Origin of the sequence: Gordonia desulfuricans NBRC 100010, from assembly GCF_001485495.1 — a bacterium.
GTDB classification, from domain to species: domain Bacteria; phylum Actinomycetota; class Actinomycetes; order Mycobacteriales; family Mycobacteriaceae; genus Gordonia; species Gordonia desulfuricans.
The window spans coordinates 1-16,690 of record NZ_BCNF01000151.1 but is presented as its reverse complement, the minus strand read 5'-3'; the positions used below and the strand labels follow the sequence as shown (position 1 = coordinate 16,690).

The following is a 16,690-nucleotide window of genomic DNA, read 5'->3' as shown; positions in this document are numbered from 1 at the left end:
TATGCTGCGATCTACGTTGACAGGGGCGGCGCCGTCGGAGCGGTCGGCGGCCTGGTAGCAGTGATTCCCGGCGGTGTGCCCAAATAGCAGTGATTCGCACAGTCGGTCTCTTCCAGTGTCTACGACACAGCCCGGGTGACGGTGGCGACGATTCCTCCCTGCGCCACTGTCGTGGACAGTGTGTGGCGAGATCGGTTGTCTGCGTCGGGAGCGGTCACGACAGCTTCGGCGATCGGGGCCGACAGCGTAGTCCGGACGGTACGTTTCATATGTCTGGCCCCGTAGGTGGAATCAAATCCCTTGTTGATCAGAAGACTTCGTACGTCGTCATCTGGCATCCAATCGATGTGTATGGCAGACAGCTGATTACGTAGGCGCGCGAGCTCGAGATCCACGATCTTCGCCGCTGAGGTCTGGGTCAACGGCGCGAACTGCACAACCTCGTCGAAGCGGTTGTACAGCTCCGGGTCGAAGAATTGCTCGACGACGTCGGCAACGATCTGCTGCGAGTCGCGACGTGCGCCGGGTCGGAATGGTGCCGCGAGCCGCTGCAGTGACGACGAGCCTCGGTGCCGGCGTTCGTGAGCAGCTACTTCGGCAGATCCGAGGTTAGAGGTGAATAACACAATCGCGTTGCGGAAGTCGATGGTCTCGTTGCCTGCCGACAGCCTTAGGACCCCGCTGTCGAGTATCTGCAGTAAGGACCGCAGGACTGTCGCGTGCGCTTTCTCGACCTCGTCGAAGAGTACGAGTCCCGGCCGGGAATGGTTACCTGCGATCAGGGCGGGGTCAAAGAGAGTCAGGCCTTCCTTTGCGCCGGCGTATCCGGGCGGCGCACCGGCGAGTGATGCCGAGTAGTGTTCTTGTGCAAGGGTATTCATGTCTATTCGGCAGAGGTTATCGGGATCGCCGGCGACCTGACGCGCGAGTTGTTTTGCGAGCTCGGTCTTTCCCACGCCGGTCGGCCCGACCAGCAGTAGCGAGGCGATCGGACGGTTAGGGTCACGGAGCCCAGCGGCGGAAATCGTCAATGCGCGCACCGCCGCTTCAATAGCGGCCTCCTGTCCGACGATATGTGACTGCAATGCGGCAGTCAGCTCCTGTGGTGATCGGAGCCGTCCCAGCCTGAACCGGCTGGAGCCCATCGGGTTGGGGGTCGAGTTCGGGGGTGGTCCGGGTTGCATCGAGCGATCCTCCTTGAAACATAGGTGTAACAGGTATGGCTGGACCCTGTCGATTGTAATACTTTACGATCAAAGTACCTCGTGCAAAGGCTGGCGAGAGTTGACGAACTGAATGGAGGTCCAACATGCGACACGGAGACATCTCATCGAGCCCGGACACGGTAGGCGTTGCTGTCGTGAATTACAAGATGCCGCGGCTGCACACCAAGGAGGAGGTACTCGACAACGCGCGCAAGATCGCGGATATGGTTGTTGGGATGAAGGCCGGCCTCCCGGGTATGGATCTGGTGGTGTTCCCCGAGTACTCCACCATGGGCATCATGTACGACAACGACGAGATGTATGCGACGGCCGCCACGGTGCCAGGCGATGAAACCGACATCTTCGCCAAGGCGTGTCGGGATGCAAAGACCTGGGGAGTCTTCTCTCTGACCGGTGAACGGCATGAGGATCACCCGAACAAGCCGCCCTACAACACCTTGGTGCTGATCAACGACGAGGGCGAGATCGTGCAGAAGTATCGCAAGATCATGCCGTGGACTCCGATCGAGGGCTGGTACCCGGGTGGGCAGACCTACGTCACTGACGGCCCGAAGGGCATGAAAATCTCGCTCATCGTCTGCGACGACGGCAACTACCCGGAGATCTGGCGGGACTGCGCGATGAAGGGTGCTGAGCTCATCGTCCGCCCGCAGGGCTACATGTATCCGGCCAAGGAGCAGCAGGTTCTGATGTCAAAGACGATGGCGTGGGCCAACAACTGCTATGTCGCAGTGGCCAATGCGACCGGTTTCGACGGGGTCTACTCGTACTTCGGCCACAGCGCCATCGTCGGATTTGACGGGCGCACGCTGGGGGAGTGCGGGGAGGAAGACTATGGGATTCAGTACGCGCAGCTGTCGCTTTCGACGATCCGGGATGCGCGTGCCAATGACCAGTCGCAGAACCACCTGTTCAAGCTGCTCCACCGCGGCTACACCGGCGTCTACAACGCAGGAGACGGTGACAAGGGAATCGCCGAATGCCCCTTCGACTTCTACCGTGACTGGGTGACCGACGCCGAGGCCACCCGGGAAAGGGTTGAGGCGATCACCCGCCAGACCATTGGTGTTGCGTCCGCACCGGTCTACGATCTGCCCACCGAGAAGACCGCAGAAGCATAGCGACGGAATCGATCTCGCCGGGGAATCACGTCATGTTCCGGCGGGATCGAATCTGTTTTCCGTGTGTGTGACCTCACATGAGCGATTTACACCCAGGTAATAGCGCGCTGAGATCATGAGACGTAATCGGCGATCCACGCTGCGTAGGGAGAGTGTTCGATGTCTGACCCACGCATGAATCTCGGTCTGCTCATACCTGAGAGTGGTCCGGCGGGGATCTTCGGGCCGTCGTGCCTGAGCAGCGCCGAACTGGCCATCGCCGAACTCAATCAGCATGGCGGACTTCTTGGTTGCGAGGTCACCGCCACCGTCATCGATGGCGGCGCCGACATTGGGGACGTGGCCCGTGACGTCTCCGCACGGGTGTCCAACGGTGAGGTCGAAGCCCTGGTCGGCTGGCATACTTCGGCGCTGCGTCGCGAGATCGTGGGATCCGTTGGTGGTCTAGTGCCCTACATCTACACGGCGGTGTACGAGGGCGGTGAATCGTCACCCGGTGTGTTCACCACCGGGGAGGTACCCGAACGTCAGATTGTGCCTGCGCTGCAATGGATGGGTCGGGAGAACGGCATCACATCCTGGTTTGTCGTCGGCAGTGACTATGTGTGGCCACGACGCACGGCTGGTCGTTTGCGGAAGTGGGCGACGACAGGTGCCTACGGTTCAGGTGTCAGGCTCGTCGGGGAGCACTTCACGCCGCTGGGCGAGCTCGATTTCAGTGGTGTGCTCGATGAGATCGAGCGCTCCGTCGCCGACGGGGTGTTCGTGTTGTTGCTGGGCCAGGATGCGGTGTCATTCAACAGGCAGTTCGCCGCACGTGGGTTCGATCGCGATCTTCCTCGACTCGGGCCGCTGATCGATGAGAATATGCTGCTGGCCGGCGGTGTGGGCGCTGCGCGTGAACTCTATTCCGTGTCGGGGTTCTTTGAATCCTTGGGGACCGGCCACAGTCTGGAGTTCGGTGGGCGGTATATGGAGCGCTTCGGTGCGAGTGCGCCGCCGCTGGCCTCGCCGGGCGAGTCTTGCTACGAGGGTGTGCGGCTCCTGGCTGAACTGGTTGAGCGGTCGGCGTCGGTGAATGTGTCTGAATTGAGTGTGCAGGCACAAGCCGACATTCACTATGACAGTCCACGTGGGCATGTCCGCTTCCGTCGGCACCATCTCGCTCAGGACGTGTATATGGCGAAGGCCAGGGGGCTCGAATTCGATGTCCTCGAACAGATTGCCGCGGTCGGCTAGATCAGCGGCGGGCGCCGCTCGGTTTACTGACTCGTGAAGTCTTCTGCTTGTTTGCCGTAGTGGTTGAGCATGCGTTCCAGCGCTTGTCGGTCGCGTGCGGCGAACATACCCAAGGCCTCGGCTTCGGTGGCAGCGATAGTGCCGAGGAGTTCCTGGTGGACGCTCGCACCCCGGCTGGAGGCGTGCACCAGTACTTTGCGACGATCACCCGGGTCGGCGAGCCGGAAGACGTAGGCGTTCACAGCCAGCTTGTCCACGTATTTGGTGAGGGTGGGTGCGGCGACACTCAACGCTCGTGCCAAGTGATTCATCGCCACGCCGTCCTGGCGCACGATGATGTCGAGTGCGTACCAGTGATCGGCGGACATATTGTGCTGCGCCGTAATCCGGTCGATGCGGCGTGAGAGCATCCGACTCAATGAATTCAATCGCCCTGCCAGTGGCCTGGGTGAGACCTGTAGGACGTCTGCTTCGGCCGCGCCGGCGGCGCCCGTCGGCCTGGTCTGGACATTGGTCATCCGATCATCCTTCTCTTGGTACGGGGTATGCGCAGTATGAGTGCCTGCGGCCGCCGCTCCAGTCCCCCAATGCCCACATACTAGCGTTCACAACGATTACCCCTCAACCACATCGTTGTCGTTTCGCATATTTCTGTTACGAACTGTTAACACTGAGATACTTCACAATGACAGTACTTTCACTACTGTCAGTTGCGGGGGAGCCAGGGGCTTGTCATTCAGGCAGTAACTCCGCGAGTCCGGTCGAAAAGACCCGCCCCTCCCTGCTGTGCGGTACCCGCAGGCTCGCGACCACCGTTGAAGGAGATGAAGTGTCAGGAGCACACGACCACAATCACGATCATGGGCACAGCCACGCCCATGAAGGTGCGGCGTGCGACAGCGAGTCCGCTGGGTACGGCACCGACAAGGTACGGCTTGAGGCGTTGGTCACCGATGGCGTTCACCGCATCGGAGATCACGAGGGACCGTTCTCTATTCACGTCCTGGGCATCGGCAAGACCGGTTCTAACGTCGTCGAATCGATGCTGCGCGAGTACGCACCCGGGGGTGCTGCAGCCGGTTCGGAAACACCGTTCCGTGGGCTGGCCATCGACATCGGTGATGCCGAATTGACCGGTGTCACCACCGCGTCGGCAGCACTGTCCGGCGATCTCGCCAGCGCGGAGGTCGTCGACCTCCCCGCGCTGGAGAATGAGGCGCTGTTCAGCGAACTGCGACGCTACCGCGAATTTCTCAAGAAGGAGTACCCCCGCTACTACTGGAATCCCAACTACGAGCCGTGGCTTCCCAACGATCTCGTGGTGCCGGAGGCTGGTGACCACTTCCCGCGTGCGGTGTCCAAGGGCCTCTACGGCGTCGACTACTACACCGGTGGTGCGGTTGCCCAAGCGCTTGACCGTTTCGCCGACGGGATCATGTCCAGCGACAAGACCCCACTGGTGATCATCGCCTTCTCACTGGTCGGTGGAACCGGTAGTGGCATCGTCGTCGAGTTGGCCCGCCATCTATCCAACATCCGGTTGGGCCGTCGCGCGCTGGTTGCCGGCATGTGCGTGCTGCCCGCCGACGCCGACCCCGACGAACTCAAGGACGGCCGCGCGTTCATCGCCATCAATGAGCTCGACTGCATGGTGGACGCCGACAAGAACAAGGGCGTCATGACCGTCTGGGGTGACCTCTACAAGAACCCCTTTACCGCTGGATTCTTCGGTGTACCACAGAACGCGGTGTACGACGCGGTCGGCGACCTTGACGCCGCGCACAAGGCCATCGACACCGGTATCGCGCAGTTTGTTTTGCGTGACGGAGGCGATCACCTGTACGAGTCGATCAAGGCGCTCAACTGGATGAATGTCCCGGCCGACGCGTGGCACCCGGCCACCCGTGGTGATCAGACCGACAGCTGGATCAACTTGCTCGCAGTGGGTATTGGTCCGGCCGGCACTCCGCTGGTCGGCGAGGTGACCGACTCGGCAGCAGTCGAATTCGTCGAGGTTCGCGCATTCGGTGCGGATTCGGCCAGCGCAGTCGCAGCGTCGTTGTCTGAATCCCTCGATCCCGTCGTCGGACCCAACACGCTGGCCTTCGCAGGTTCGGGCGACACCACGGTCGCGGCCTTCATCCCGCGGCTGAGCAAGCTCGACATGAGCTGGTTCGTGCCCGCGCGGGAGGCCTACGACGCGCTGGATTGGGAGTCCAAGCTCATGCGTCACGCATGGCTGCTCGATCTCGGTGTGCTGCTCTGCGAGCCCTCAACCCGATTCGAGGGAGTCGGTGGCGAATGCCTGTTGGGCTGCGCGTGCTGGGTTGTTGTCCCGCACTTAGCAATCCGTGGTGAGGTTGAACAACTCGAGCTGTCCAAGTGAGCACCGGAACCGACATCGAGCACGCGGGGGCCGAGATGACTACGGAGCCAGCAGGTCTGGACTGGGATCAGGCCGTCGAGAAGTATCGGGACGGCGCGGCGGTCGACACCCTTCCGGGTGGGGCAACCGTGACCGTCAGCGGAGCCGACGACGAGCGGATCTACGTCAAACACCGGCTCTGGACCGCAGAACTACACCGCTACAACTTGGAAAAAGGTGTTGACCTGGTTAACCAGGGGGCAATCCCGCGCGAGGCCAACAAATTCATCGACAAGTACCGAACGTTGGTTGCGGACGAGCGCCCCACGGTCGCCGCAACCATCCTCAAAGACCTTGGATACCTGAGCTAGCTAGAAAGGCTGGACTACCACCATGGCACTATCCATGTACCACAGTGCAAGCGGAAAACAGGCGCCGCACTGTATCAATGTTGTCGGCCTCGGTAAGGCCGGCGCCCAGCTCATCGATGCGCTCTTGCGGACCGGTGAGATCGAGGACATGCTCGACGATCCGCGCGCTCGTTTCACTGCGTTGGCGATCGATATCGGCGAGGGCGACATGCGTCAGATGCGCCAGTACGCGGACTCGTTCTACGCACGCCTTGATGATCGTGGGATTCCCCGGGACCGCGCGCAGATTCGCACTGTGGCCCTGGACATCCCTGACGCCGCGGATCTCGAGCAGAGCATGGCGCGCTTTCCCGAGTTCCTCGGCAGGGAGTTCCCGCGGTTCAGCTGGAAGGGCCAGGGCGAGAGCGGATTCGCGTCGTGGCTGGATGCCACCACGACTCCGACCACCGAGAAGAACTACGTCGGCCAACTGGAGGTCCCGTCCTCCGACGAGCATGTGTCCCGCTCCTTGGCGAAGGCGATCTATGGCCGTGCGTATTACGACGGCGAGCGCCCACTCCACAGCGAACTGGAAGCATTTGCCGACAGCATCGACCAGACCGGCCTGCCATGCCTGGTTCTTGTTGCCTTCGGTGTTGGTGGCGGCACGGGCAGCGGAATGGTTGTTGACCTCGCCCGCCACCTGAGCACCGGTGCGCTCGGCCGTCGGGTGCCGGTCATCGGGGTCGGCTTCATGCCGTGTTCGGGAGATCCTGAGTACCAGCGTGGCGCTTCGGTTTACGCCACGCTCAACGAGATCGACTGCATGCTCGATGAGACGAAGAACGAGAAGATCACCTCGGTGTGGGGTGACATGTACAAGAATCCGTTTACCGGAGGATTCCTGGCGGTCACCCAGGAGCAGTCGTGGGAGCGTCTGTACCGGTACACCACAATCAAGAAGGGTGTGCTCCCCGAGATCCGGCATCAGCAGGCGTTGCACGTCACGAACAAGTTCGTCGACGACTCGTTCGCCCGCTACGTCGTTCACGACTACGGTCGCGAGATCTTCCGCGTTCTGCGTCCGGCCGGTTTCACCGGTGCACCACATGAGCGAGTCAGTTTCGGGCCGCGTAACTTCACCGTGTTCAACGTTGCCAAGCTCATGCATCCCGGTGTGGAGGTACTGCCGGGCGAGCCGATCAGCAAGTGGCGTAGTGCGATCAGCGACTGGATCGGGTATGTCCCGCAGTGGATGGGTATTCGCGAGGGCTTCGCGACAGAGTATGTGGAAGCACATACCTTCGCGGCCCGCACCAAGTGGAATGCGACCCTGCAGGCCAAGCTAGAATCGACTCTGTCGCAGTACCTGCTGCCGGGTGAGGACGGCTCGCTGCGGACCACCGAAGGCGAGTTCTTCGACGAGCTGACGGTGTACTCCAACATCATCGTTCCGGGTGTGGCGAAGGCCGACCTGACGGCATTCGCCGAAGCCAAGAAGCTCTATGACGCGGTCCCTGCCAGTGAGCGGATCGTCCTCAGTAGCTGGCTGCTCGAACTCGGCATCGTGCTCTCGGAGCCATCGGATCAGTTCGAGGCCACGATGGGTAAGGCGATTGCTGGATCTCCAGGGTGGAACACCCGTATCGGTGTCGACGAGATGGCGGGCGCCGCACTGCCGGCCACCGCTGTCGAGTACACCAACGAGGTGATGGCAGCCTCGGTCGCCACGGTGGTGCCGACGCCGTAATCCGGCCGGTGGCGGTCCGCTCGGCGCGTGTGGGTGTACCAACCGAGCGGACCGCCCGGTCCCGGCCTCAGAGGTTCTTGTGCATGGAGGGCAGTGGATTTCGAAAGTGATTGGCAAGACGACTATTTAGCGTGGATATTGCGCCTGAATGACACCCGTGATTCGGTGCGGTACATGGTCACCCACCGGCTGGAGGACCGGACTGTTGCGGAGGCGGTGGCCATGCAGGTGGTGGTCTCGATGCTGGCCCGGCCCCGGGTGTTTCGCTACCAGGGACTGCCTTATGCGGGGCGTATCGCGGCCCTTGCCGAACCTCTCATTGCCGACCCGGACGGTGACTGGCGAGCACAGCAGTGTTCCTGGGAGGAGCTCGCCGGCCGGCTGTTCGAGATGCCGACCGACTTACGCAACGTACATGTGGCAGCGCATGTTCACGGACTTAGTGCCGCCGAGATTGGTTCGGTGCTCGGGGTCGACGTCGACATGGTGCAGTCGATGCAAAAACAAGTGGAGGACTATCTCCGACCATCGGATGACGGTGAATGAGTTTTCGTAACTGACCCGTCTCATACAGCAGAGGAATGAACCAGTGCATATTGCCGAAGGCTTCTTGCCGCCGGTCCAGGCGGCCTGTTGGGCGGCGGTAGCCGCACCGTTCGTTGTACACGGTGCCGTGGCCGTCGTGCGCGAGGTACGTGAGCATCCTGAATCGCGGTTGTTGCTCGGGGCGGCAGGGGCGTTCACCTTCGTCCTGTCCGCAATCAAACTTCCCTCGGTGACAGGTAGCTCGAGCCATCCCACCGGAACTGGGTTGGGCGCGGTGCTCTTTCGGCCGCCGGTGATGGCCTTCCTGGGAACGGTGGTACTCCTGTTTCAGGCGCTGCTGCTTGCACACGGCGGTATCACCACCTTGGGTGCCAACGCGTTTTCGATGGCCATTGTTGGTCCGTGGGCCGGATACGTGGTGTGGCAGTTGAGCCGAAAGACGAAGGCACCCTTTAGTGTCGGGATCTTCTTCGCAATGGCGATCGCGAATCTCTCGACATACTGCGTTACCTCTGTTCAGCTCGGCATTGCCTTCCCCGATGCGACCGGCGGTGTGATCGGTTCGGTGGTGAAGTTCCTTGGTGTCTTCGCCGTTACTCAGATTCCACTGGCTGTCATCGAGGGCCTCGTCGGGGTCCTGATTTTCAACGTCCTGCGGAAGGTGGCGCGGCCGGAATTGCTGCGTCTGGGAGTATTGACCGACCGCACCGCACAAGACAGCGCAGCCCCAGCCAAGGAGACCATCCATGTCGCGTAACAAGAATGTTCTGGTCACCGCACTGATCATCGGTGCGATTGTCGTGATCTTCGCTCTGTCGATGTTTCTCAATCGGAACGCCCCGGAGGATGAGGCGTTCGTCGGTAGCGATTCCCTGGCCACCGAGCACATCGAGGAGAACCATTCCGACTACAAGCCATGGTTCTCGCCGGTCTTCACCCCCGGGTCCGGTGAGATCGAATCAGGACTGTTCGCGCTGCAGGCTGCGCTCGGTGCGGGAGTGTTCGGCTTTGCGCTCGGGGCGATGTGGCAGCGTAGGCGCTCCGAACGTGAGGCGATCGCACTGGCCGGTGACGTCGACGCTATGGCCGCGAGCGCTGGCGAGGGTGACCGGACATGAGTGCTGGCACCGCCGCGATCGATAGCGTTGCGTGGAGGTCGACGTGGCGCCGCCGGCCGGTCGCAGAGAAGGTCATTCTCTTCGGCGGGATCGTCGGATGTGCGGTGGTGCTTGCCCCGGTTCCGGCGGCGCCACTGTTGATCGTGGTGACCCTGATCGCCGCGCGACGAGCCGGGGTTCCGTTTGCGCACGTGCTCCGTACCGCCCGAGGACCTGCGGCATTTATTGCGATCGCGGCGCTGTCGACTGCGGTATCGATCGATTTCGGCGCTCTGACGATATCAATGACTGCGCACACGGCTTTGGGTGCAGCTGAACTCGCACTGCGTGCGATGACGGCATCACTGGCGATGCTCGTCTTTGCCTCCACGACACCGATGACCACGTTGACGACGGCCCTACGGCGGGCGGGGCTCCCGGCGGCCTGTGTTGACGTCATCGGAATCATGTATCGCATGGTGTTCGTGCTGGTGGAGTCGCTGGCAACGATCCGGCAGGCGCAGGTCGCGCGACTGGGCTATGCGGGATTTCGACGATCACTCAACTCAGTGGGCCTCCTGACCGCGGCCGTGCTGATCCGGTCTTGGACTCAGGCACAACGGCTGGAGACCGGATTGGCGGGTCGCGACCAGGGTATCGGTATGCCGGTTCTGTATCGGCAGCCGGTGAGCCGACAATTCATCTTCGGCTCGGTATCCGTTCTTATTGGTGTTGTCGCACTAACAGTTTCGTGGGAGATGGCATGAGCCATAGATCGCTGAGCGCCGAACATGTGGCGTTCGCCTATCACGGTGCGAGCGATACGCTGATCGACGTCGATATCGAGATGGCACCGCGCTCACGCGTGGCACTGCTGGGTGCCAACGGATCGGGAAAGACAACGCTGCTCCGAATACTGGCCGGATCGCTGCGGCCGTCGCGCGGGACGGTCAGTCTTGACCACACCCCTATCAAGTACGGTAGGGCAGGGCTGCGTACTCACCGTCAGAATGTGCAGTTGGTTCTGCAGAACCCGGATGATCAGCTGTTCTCGGCGGATGTCAGACACGACATCGCCTTCGGGCCAGCGAATCTGGGATTGAACACCGACGAGATCCTAGAGCGGGTCGACGAGGCGATGCGGCTGCTGTCGCTCACCGACCTGGCCGACCGGCCGGCACATGAACTGTCCTACGGGGAACGCAAACGCGTCACGATTGCCGGCGCGATGGCGATGCGGCCCTGTGTGCTGCTCCTCGATGAACCCACTGCCGGCCTGGACCCTGCCGGGGTGGCCGAGATGTTCCAGGCACTTGAACGGCTCGAGGAAAGTCGCACCACGGTGGTCCTCTCCACCCACGACGCTGCTCTGGCGTTGGATTGGGCGTCGTCAGTAGCGATCGTTGAGGGCGGCACAGTCCGCCAAGGCGATCCCGGCGAACTGCTCGGCAATGCCTCGCTCCTTGCGGCCGCCCGGCTCGCGGCGCCATGGTCGCTGGAACTCGCCGCAAAGCTAGCACGAGACGGATTCCTCCCGCAATCACTGCGCCCGCGTAATGTCTCTGAGGTGCATGCGTCTATCGCTGCGCACGCATTACGCCACGGCGGACGGGTCTGACGGCGCCGCAGCCTGTGCACGTTCCGCTTGCGGTGATTGCTTGTCGCAGGTCCTCGGGTAGTGGATCTGAGGCACAAAACCACGCCGACAAGAGCCAGGAGTGGCCATAGGAGGGCTTTGCGCTGCGTGCTCGCAATACCGGCGACAGTGAGGGGGCCAAGGAACTCGATCGCGACGGCGGTCCTGACTTAGCTCAAATTGGTGTCCACGTCTGGGGCGAGGTCGCGCAGAGCCTGAGCCAGGTCGTCGGGGAGCGGATCTGCGGCGGTGACGGTCTGACCGGCGGCTTGGATCTCGATGGTGCGGTAGCGGCGTGCGGTGGTGACGAACGTCTTGATCGACCATCCGGTGCGGGCTTCGACGATCCGGGTGATCGCGAGTGCGGCGAACACGATCGTCAGGTGCGCCCGGATCGATCCCTCGAGGTGGTGGAAGATCGGGCGGGCGGCCAGATCAGATTTCGACATGCGGAAGCTCTTCTCGATGCGCCACAGCTGGTGGTACGAGCCGATCACGAAATCCGGTGTTGGAGAGTCGATGTTCGTCGCATACGCCTTCCATCCCGCGAGGGTCTTGGCCTTCTTAGCCAACGCAGTGTTGACACTCTTGTCCGCGCCGGTCAGGGTGACGAACCGGTTACGCTTGACCGGGATCTTGCCTGCCACAGCCTTTTCCGCCCTCTCCAACTGCTCGGTGATGCCCCGCAGGCTGCGTCGGGCACGATCAGCACTGTAGCGGTAGTACACCACCCGGTCCCTGCGGTAGCTGGTCTTCGAGTTCGCCGGTTTGCGTTGGGTCAAGGTCTACCCGTCCGGCGGTGTCGATCCGGGATTGTCTTTGTGCCACTTGCTGATCAGATAGGGGACCGTCGGGATCTTCTCCCCCAGAATGAACGTCAGATCGGCATCCTCGATGGCTTTCATATTGTCCGTCGAGATCATGCCGGCATCGGCCACCACGGTCACATCGGTGAGCTTGTGGGCGGTCATGAAGGCGGTCAGCGTCGGCATCATCGTCAATGTCTCGGCCCGGTTTCCTTCGAACGCTTCCATCATCAACGGAAACCCCGACGCGTCGGTCAACAACCCGACCGTGATCTGCGGTTCCAGGCGCCGTTCCTTGGAGAACCCCGGTTCGCGAAACCCGTCGGCCTTGTCGGTCTCGAAGTACAGGGTCGTCACGTCATACAAACACAGCGTCGCCGGCCCGAGGCGGGCGTGCTCGGCGCACGCCCGCGACAGCTCACGCTGCCACCGCGGCTCGGCAAACATGCGCAGGTGGCGCGTGACCGTCGCATACGACGGTGCATTCACTCCCGCTTCATCCAGGACCCGCAGCGAATCGAGTTTGCTCGTCGGCTCGATGATCCTGGCCAGTACGAGATCACGAAACACGTTGTCGCCGTACGTCTTCTCGGTGAATCCGAGTTCGTCATAGATTCTCAGCAACGCATCGACCAGCACCGCCATCCGCGAACTGGTGATCGGTAGTGGCCCAGCCCCATCGACGGCGGCGATCCCCAGGTCCAGTTGCTGCTGCCCCTGCGACAGCCGCGCAGCAGCCGCCGCTTTCAACGCGGCGACCTCCTGTTCGTCATGACCAGATCCGATGTGCTCGATCCTGCGCGCCCCACCACGATTCGAGTACACAATCTGGACAGCCGTTGCCCCCGACTTCGTCTTCACCGTCCGCACGAACGCCACATGACCAGCCTAAGCACCGCCGGTTAGTGTCCACCTCCGAACCCAACACCCCAGGTCACAGCCCCGCAAACCGCGAAACAGACGAAAATGAGCTAAGTCAGGTCGCAATACCGGCGACGGTGAGGGGGCCAAGGAACTCGATCGCGACGGCGGTGCCGAGCGGGATGCGGTCGATTGCAGCGAGGAAGAACGTGGTCATGAAACCCGTGACCACACCGAGAATCAGCAGTGCGGGAAGATCTTTCAGGCGCAATGAAACGATCGCAGGGCGGGCGATGAGCCACAGGAACTCGATCCCGAAGCACATGCGCAACCAGGCAGTACCGGACGGGCCGACCTGATCGATCACCGGCACCGACAACGCGATCGATACCTGCACCGATAACATCGCCGCAACCGCCATGGCCCACCGCGGTGATCCTGACCATGCGCGTCGCTGGATCATCTGGCCACCAGGCGTTTCGAGACCTGGGCAGCGCATGGCCGGCGGCGTAGAGCGCGTCATCGGTGACAGGGGTGAGGGCGTCGAGAATTAAGAATGCTGCCCGTGTTTCGGCTGTGAGGCTTGTGCGTCGGCACTGCCGCCAGTTCCATCGCCGGCACGTCACGCCGTCGGTGTCGCACCAGACCACCTCGCCGGGCTCGGGGTGCTCGATCACGGTCTCGCCGTTTACAATTGAGTCGAACGACTCGTCGCCGCCGGCACGGATCAACCCGGGCAGGACCGTGGTAGCGATCGTAGTCCTCGCCGCCGATCGGAATCTGGTGCATCACGGAGATCGCGTTGTAGATGTCGGTGATCGCGTTCACCCGTGGCAGCCCCTTCTCAGCGCGGCGGGTAAGGGCTTCGAGGCTGTTGCGGGTGCGCTGCGGCTTGGCCCCGAATGCCCGATACGCCTCCCGCCACGACGCGATATGCGGCTGCTCGTCCAGGGGGCACTCCGCCATCAGATTGTGAGCGTAGGTCTCGGCTGCTAATACGAGCGCATCGACGGCAGCGCTTCCCGCGCCGGAGATATCTGGGGTGAGACCATCGATGATGAGCAGCAACGCACGATAGTCCGGGCGCAACTCGAACACCTCCGGTCCTACAGAGCAGGCGGCCAGAAATGACTCGGGGGTCACGACCTCAGGCATCGGGGAACTCCGTTCGGTGAGTAGCGCCCACAGTTGGCTCGAACACCGTGAGCGAGAACCGGGCACTGACATCGGTGGCATTCACGTAGGCGTGGACGGCATCGCCATGAAAGGACAACGCATCGCCGACTCTGAGGTCATAGCGCTCTGGACCGACCTCGACCACGAGGGTTCCTTGCTGCACCTGCAAAAGCTCACGAGTGCCCTTCCGATGGGCCTCGCTGTCATGGCGCTCACCGGGCCCGAGCAACCAATCCCACAGCTCAACCACATCAGGCGGCGCGGTACCAGCCACCAGAACACCTCGTCCACCTGCGGTACCTGTCCACAGCACCGCCCCCTGGTCGGCACGAGTGACTTTCGCCGTACGCGGGACCGGGGGCTCAACCAGAGCCGGCAAACCGACCCCAAGCGCATCGGACAGTCTCAACAGAGTCGCGACACTCGCGTTGACCGCACCTTGCTCGACATTCACCAACATCCGCCGGCTCACGCCAGCTACTGTCGCGAGCTGATCCAGCGTCCAACCCCGAGACTTACGCTCCTGCCTCACCCGCGCGCCAATAGCGCGGGCCAGGGACTCCGCACCTACATCCACATAGTGCATCATAGTGCACTATGTGGGCAGCGGACTTTCCACCGGCGACAAGTTTCAGCAGTAGCCTGTCCAAGCCCTGGGCAATGTTGCGTCACGTGACGGGTAATCCGTAACCACTCACGCCAAACTGTACCCATTTCGCGCCATATCAAGCCGATAACGTGCGTTATTACCAGTACAACCCTGCGTATTGCATCAGATGAATCATCCCGGATTCGCCTCGCCGGGTGGATCGTGCCTCATCTCATGGCGCCGCGACCTGCGCATACAGGCCTGTTCAGCAATGTCGAGGCCCGAGGGTTGGGCGAGCTTCAGCCGCGCCGACCCAAGGCTTGATGGATTGCGTCACCCAATTGACCTGCGGGTATTGACCTACTATCTCATTAGATGCATCATTGAATCATCAGATGAAACCGATTCTGGTGGAGGTTCCGATGCAGATCGACGAGGTTGGCCGAGTACATCTGGTCGAGTCTGTGCCGCTCCTGCGGCCCGAGGAACGTGTTGTCGAGCTGATGCTCGACGGGTGGCGGAACCAGCAGTTGTCCAGGAACTTGCAGTTCTCAACAATCGATCGGCGAGTCCGCTGCGTGCAGAGGTCCATCGAGCACAGCAACGAGGAGCCGTGGAACTGGACACCGGCGATGGTTGAGGAGTTCTCCGCCGACCTTCGGTCGATTCGTCACGTGACGCACTCAACGTTGCGTGGATACCACGGCACGCTGCGTGCATTCTGCACCTACATCAGCAACCCCGACTATGGGTGGGACCGCGTCTGTGAGCAACTGTTCGGCGCCTACCCGGCCCAGATCTTTACCGCATGGAACATCGCAAGCCACGTCCAGGAGTATGACGGACGGCCGAGCAAGCGCCCCTACACCAAGGACGAGCTTCAGGCCCTGTTCGAATACGCGGACGACGAAGTCGCTCGGATCGGTGCGACCAGCAGAAAAGGCTGGCAGGCGGCCTATCGGGATGCCGCGATGATGAAGGTCGCGTATGCCTACGGCTTGCGGTTCAACGAGCTGACTCACCTGCAGCTGGTGGACTTCGCCCGCAATCCTCATGCTCGCGAGTTCGGAAAGTTCGGGGTGTGCAAGGTCCGCTACGGCAAGGCGTTCCGCGGATCACCGCCGAAACCCCGTTCGGTGTTGACGGTGTGGCGCTGGACGCCTCCTATCATCGAGGATTGGATCGCCAACGGCCGAGGCGATCCCGACAGCCTTGATCTGTTCTGCAGCGAACGAGGCGGCCTGGTGGTGGAGTCGACGCTCCTTCGTCGTGTACGCCGCTACTGCGTTGATCTCGAAATTCCAGACGGAGTGGATCTGCATTCGTTTCGGCGGTCGTACGCCACACATCTACTCGAGGATGGGTGGGATCCCCGGTTTGTGCAGGACCAGATGGGACATGAGTACGCCTCGACGACGGGGATCTATCAGTTCACCTCGGACGACTTTCGGCGGTCGACGTTGAGATCGGCGTTGGACCGGACGGTGACAGAGGCATTGGACAGCACGACGAAGGGCACTCCCGAATGAAACGCAAGGTCGATTACACGTGGCGGCTGGCGGAGTTGATGGCTGCGCGCGGAATGAACACGACCACGGACTTGATCCCCTTGCTCGCCGAACGCGACATCACGTTGTCCCGCCCTCAGGTCTATCGGCTGGTCAACCAGCGACCTGAGCGGGTGTCGTTGCAGTTGATGTCGGCGTTGTGCGACATCTTCGGGTGCGGCCCAGACGCCCTTCTCACAGTCACCGCCGTCAATGATCGCGAGCACCACCGAGCCGCCAATGCCGGCCCGAACGTTGTGCGGTTGGACCGCGCAGTGCGTCCGCGGCGGGCCAACATTCTCGACGAGTAGCAGCTACGCAATGAGGTGAGTACAGGATGGAACCTGACGGCCTAGTCCCCTATCGGCCGGTACACGCGGG

The 16,690-nt window shown here is 62.0% G+C and carries 17 protein-coding genes and 1 pseudogene; 12 read left to right on the top strand and 6 right to left on the bottom strand.

Going from position 1 to position 16,690, the window contains the following annotated elements; translation table 11 throughout:
* Positions 1-119 precede the first annotated feature (119 nt).
* Positions 120-1,085, bottom strand: coding sequence for an AAA family ATPase (locus GD1_RS21380; RefSeq protein ID WP_307190365.1), 966 nt, complete (start codon positions 1,083-1,085; stop codon positions 120-122).
* Between the two features lie 224 nt (positions 1,086-1,309).
* On the opposite strand from GD1_RS21380, the gene GD1_RS21375 reads away from it, so the two are divergent.
* Positions 1,310-2,347 carry an aliphatic amidase gene (locus GD1_RS21375; protein ID WP_059039481.1) on the top strand — a complete coding sequence of 346 codons (1,038 nt, stop codon included), beginning with the start codon at positions 1,310-1,312 and terminating at the stop codon, positions 2,345-2,347.
* A 159-nt stretch (positions 2,348-2,506) separates the two neighbouring features.
* Positions 2,507-3,586: a substrate-binding domain-containing protein gene (locus GD1_RS21370; RefSeq protein ID WP_059039480.1), complete on the top strand. Its 1,080-nt coding sequence runs from the start codon at positions 2,507-2,509 to the stop codon at positions 3,584-3,586.
* Positions 3,587-3,609: 23 nt separating this feature from the next.
* Here the strand turns inward: GD1_RS21370 and GD1_RS21365 are convergent, their stop codons facing one another.
* On the bottom strand, positions 3,610-4,104 hold the full coding sequence (locus GD1_RS21365; protein WP_238404176.1) for a MarR family winged helix-turn-helix transcriptional regulator: 495 nt from the start codon (positions 4,102-4,104) through the stop codon (positions 3,610-3,612).
* A 311-nt stretch (positions 4,105-4,415) separates the two neighbouring features.
* Here GD1_RS21365 and GD1_RS21360 point away from each other — a divergent pair, with 311 nt between their 5' ends.
* The 8 genes from GD1_RS21360 (at position 4,416) to GD1_RS21325 (ending at position 11,312) form a co-directional block, all read left to right on the top strand.
* Positions 4,416-5,972 carry an FtsZ/tubulin family protein gene (locus GD1_RS21360; RefSeq protein WP_059039478.1) on the top strand — a complete coding sequence of 519 codons (1,557 nt, stop codon included), beginning with the start codon at positions 4,416-4,418 and terminating at the stop codon, positions 5,970-5,972.
* On the top strand, positions 5,969-6,322 hold the full coding sequence (locus GD1_RS21355; RefSeq protein WP_231783642.1) for a hypothetical protein: 354 nt from the start codon (positions 5,969-5,971) through the stop codon (positions 6,320-6,322). The genes GD1_RS21360 and GD1_RS21355 overlap by 4 nt, the downstream gene beginning before the upstream one ends.
* A gap of 22 nt (positions 6,323-6,344) precedes the next feature.
* Positions 6,345-8,051: a tubulin-like doman-containing protein gene (locus GD1_RS21350; protein ID WP_054828165.1), complete on the top strand. Its 1,707-nt coding sequence runs from the start codon at positions 6,345-6,347 to the stop codon at positions 8,049-8,051.
* A gap of 93 nt (positions 8,052-8,144) precedes the next feature.
* Entirely contained in the window at positions 8,145-8,597 is a 453-nt protein-coding gene (locus tag GD1_RS21345) for a hypothetical protein (RefSeq protein WP_059039477.1), read from the top strand.
* Positions 8,598-8,640: 43 nt separating this feature from the next.
* Complete coding sequence (locus tag GD1_RS21340; RefSeq protein WP_054828163.1) at positions 8,641-9,354, top strand: energy-coupling factor ABC transporter permease; 714 nt, start codon at positions 8,641-8,643, stop codon at positions 9,352-9,354.
* Positions 9,344-9,715, top strand: a complete 372-nt coding sequence (locus tag GD1_RS21335; RefSeq protein WP_054828162.1) for an energy-coupling factor ABC transporter substrate-binding protein — start codon at positions 9,344-9,346, stop codon at positions 9,713-9,715. Before GD1_RS21340 ends, GD1_RS21335 begins: the two co-directional genes overlap by 11 nt.
* The gene (cbiQ, locus tag GD1_RS21330; RefSeq protein ID WP_059039476.1) at positions 9,712-10,461 is read left to right on the top strand and encodes a cobalt ECF transporter T component CbiQ; all 750 of its coding nucleotides are present in this window, start codon (positions 9,712-9,714) and stop codon (positions 10,459-10,461) included. Before GD1_RS21335 ends, cbiQ begins: the two co-directional genes overlap by 4 nt.
* Positions 10,458-11,312: an energy-coupling factor ABC transporter ATP-binding protein gene (locus GD1_RS21325; RefSeq protein WP_059039475.1), complete on the top strand. Its 855-nt coding sequence runs from the start codon at positions 10,458-10,460 to the stop codon at positions 11,310-11,312. The genes cbiQ and GD1_RS21325 overlap by 4 nt, the downstream gene beginning before the upstream one ends.
* 188 nt (positions 11,313-11,500) lie before the next feature.
* Here the strand turns inward: GD1_RS21325 and GD1_RS21320 are convergent.
* The 4 genes and pseudogenes from GD1_RS21320 to GD1_RS21310 all read right to left on the bottom strand — a co-directional run bounded on the left by GD1_RS21320 (position 11,501) and on the right by GD1_RS21310 (position 14,759).
* Positions 11,501-13,015: pseudogene (locus GD1_RS21320) on the bottom strand (IS1634 family transposase).
* Between the two features lie 97 nt (positions 13,016-13,112).
* Positions 13,113-13,418 (bottom strand): DMT family transporter, encoded by a 306-nt coding sequence (locus GD1_RS24845; protein WP_059039474.1) that lies wholly within the window; start codon positions 13,416-13,418, stop codon positions 13,113-13,115.
* 98 nt (positions 13,419-13,516) lie between these two features.
* On the bottom strand, positions 13,517-14,152 hold the full coding sequence (locus tag GD1_RS24840) for a B3/B4 domain-containing protein (protein ID WP_202927318.1): 636 nt from the start codon (positions 14,150-14,152) through the stop codon (positions 13,517-13,519).
* A complete protein-coding gene (locus GD1_RS21310) occupies positions 14,145-14,759 on the bottom strand; it encodes a helix-turn-helix domain-containing protein (RefSeq protein ID WP_238404178.1) in 615 nt (204 codons plus the stop codon). Before GD1_RS21310 ends, GD1_RS24840 begins: the two co-directional genes overlap by 8 nt.
* Before the next feature lie 425 nt (positions 14,760-15,184).
* Between GD1_RS21310 and GD1_RS21305 the strand changes: the two genes are divergently transcribed.
* Positions 15,185-16,291: a tyrosine-type recombinase/integrase gene (locus GD1_RS21305; protein ID WP_059039483.1), complete on the top strand. Its 1,107-nt coding sequence runs from the start codon at positions 15,185-15,187 to the stop codon at positions 16,289-16,291.
* Positions 16,288-16,620 (top strand): helix-turn-helix domain-containing protein, encoded by a 333-nt coding sequence (locus GD1_RS21300; RefSeq protein WP_059039473.1) that lies wholly within the window; start codon positions 16,288-16,290, stop codon positions 16,618-16,620. The genes GD1_RS21305 and GD1_RS21300 overlap by 4 nt, the downstream gene beginning before the upstream one ends.
* Positions 16,621-16,690: the final 70 nt, after the last annotated feature.

Bases quoted from the DNA above. Each gene is read 5' to 3' on its own strand.
- GD1_RS21375 (WP_059039481.1), top strand. From the start codon at position 1,310: ATGCGACACGGAGACATCTCATCGAGCCCGGACACGGTAGGCGTTGCT.
- GD1_RS21370 (WP_059039480.1), top strand. From the start codon at position 2,507: ATGTCTGACCCACGCATGAATCTCGGTCTGCTCATACCTGAGAGTGGT.
- GD1_RS21365 (WP_238404176.1), bottom strand. From the start codon at position 4,104: ATGACCAATGTCCAGACCAGGCCGACGGGCGCCGCCGGCGCGGCCGAA.
- GD1_RS21350 (WP_054828165.1), top strand. From the start codon at position 6,345: ATGGCACTATCCATGTACCACAGTGCAAGCGGAAAACAGGCGCCGCAC.
- GD1_RS21335 (WP_054828162.1), top strand. From the start codon at position 9,344: ATGTCGCGTAACAAGAATGTTCTGGTCACCGCACTGATCATCGGTGCG.
- cbiQ (WP_059039476.1), top strand. From the start codon at position 9,712: ATGAGTGCTGGCACCGCCGCGATCGATAGCGTTGCGTGGAGGTCGACG.
- GD1_RS21325 (WP_059039475.1), top strand. From the start codon at position 10,458: ATGAGCCATAGATCGCTGAGCGCCGAACATGTGGCGTTCGCCTATCAC.
- GD1_RS24845 (WP_059039474.1), bottom strand. From the start codon at position 13,418: ATGGCGGTTGCGGCGATGTTATCGGTGCAGGTATCGATCGCGTTGTCG.
- GD1_RS24840 (WP_202927318.1), bottom strand. From the start codon at position 14,152: ATGCCTGAGGTCGTGACCCCCGAGTCATTTCTGGCCGCCTGCTCTGTA.
- GD1_RS21310 (WP_238404178.1), bottom strand. From the start codon at position 14,759: ATGCACTATGTGGATGTAGGTGCGGAGTCCCTGGCCCGCGCTATTGGC.
- GD1_RS21305 (WP_059039483.1), top strand. From the start codon at position 15,185: ATGCAGATCGACGAGGTTGGCCGAGTACATCTGGTCGAGTCTGTGCCG.
- GD1_RS21300 (WP_059039473.1), top strand. From the start codon at position 16,288: ATGAAACGCAAGGTCGATTACACGTGGCGGCTGGCGGAGTTGATGGCT.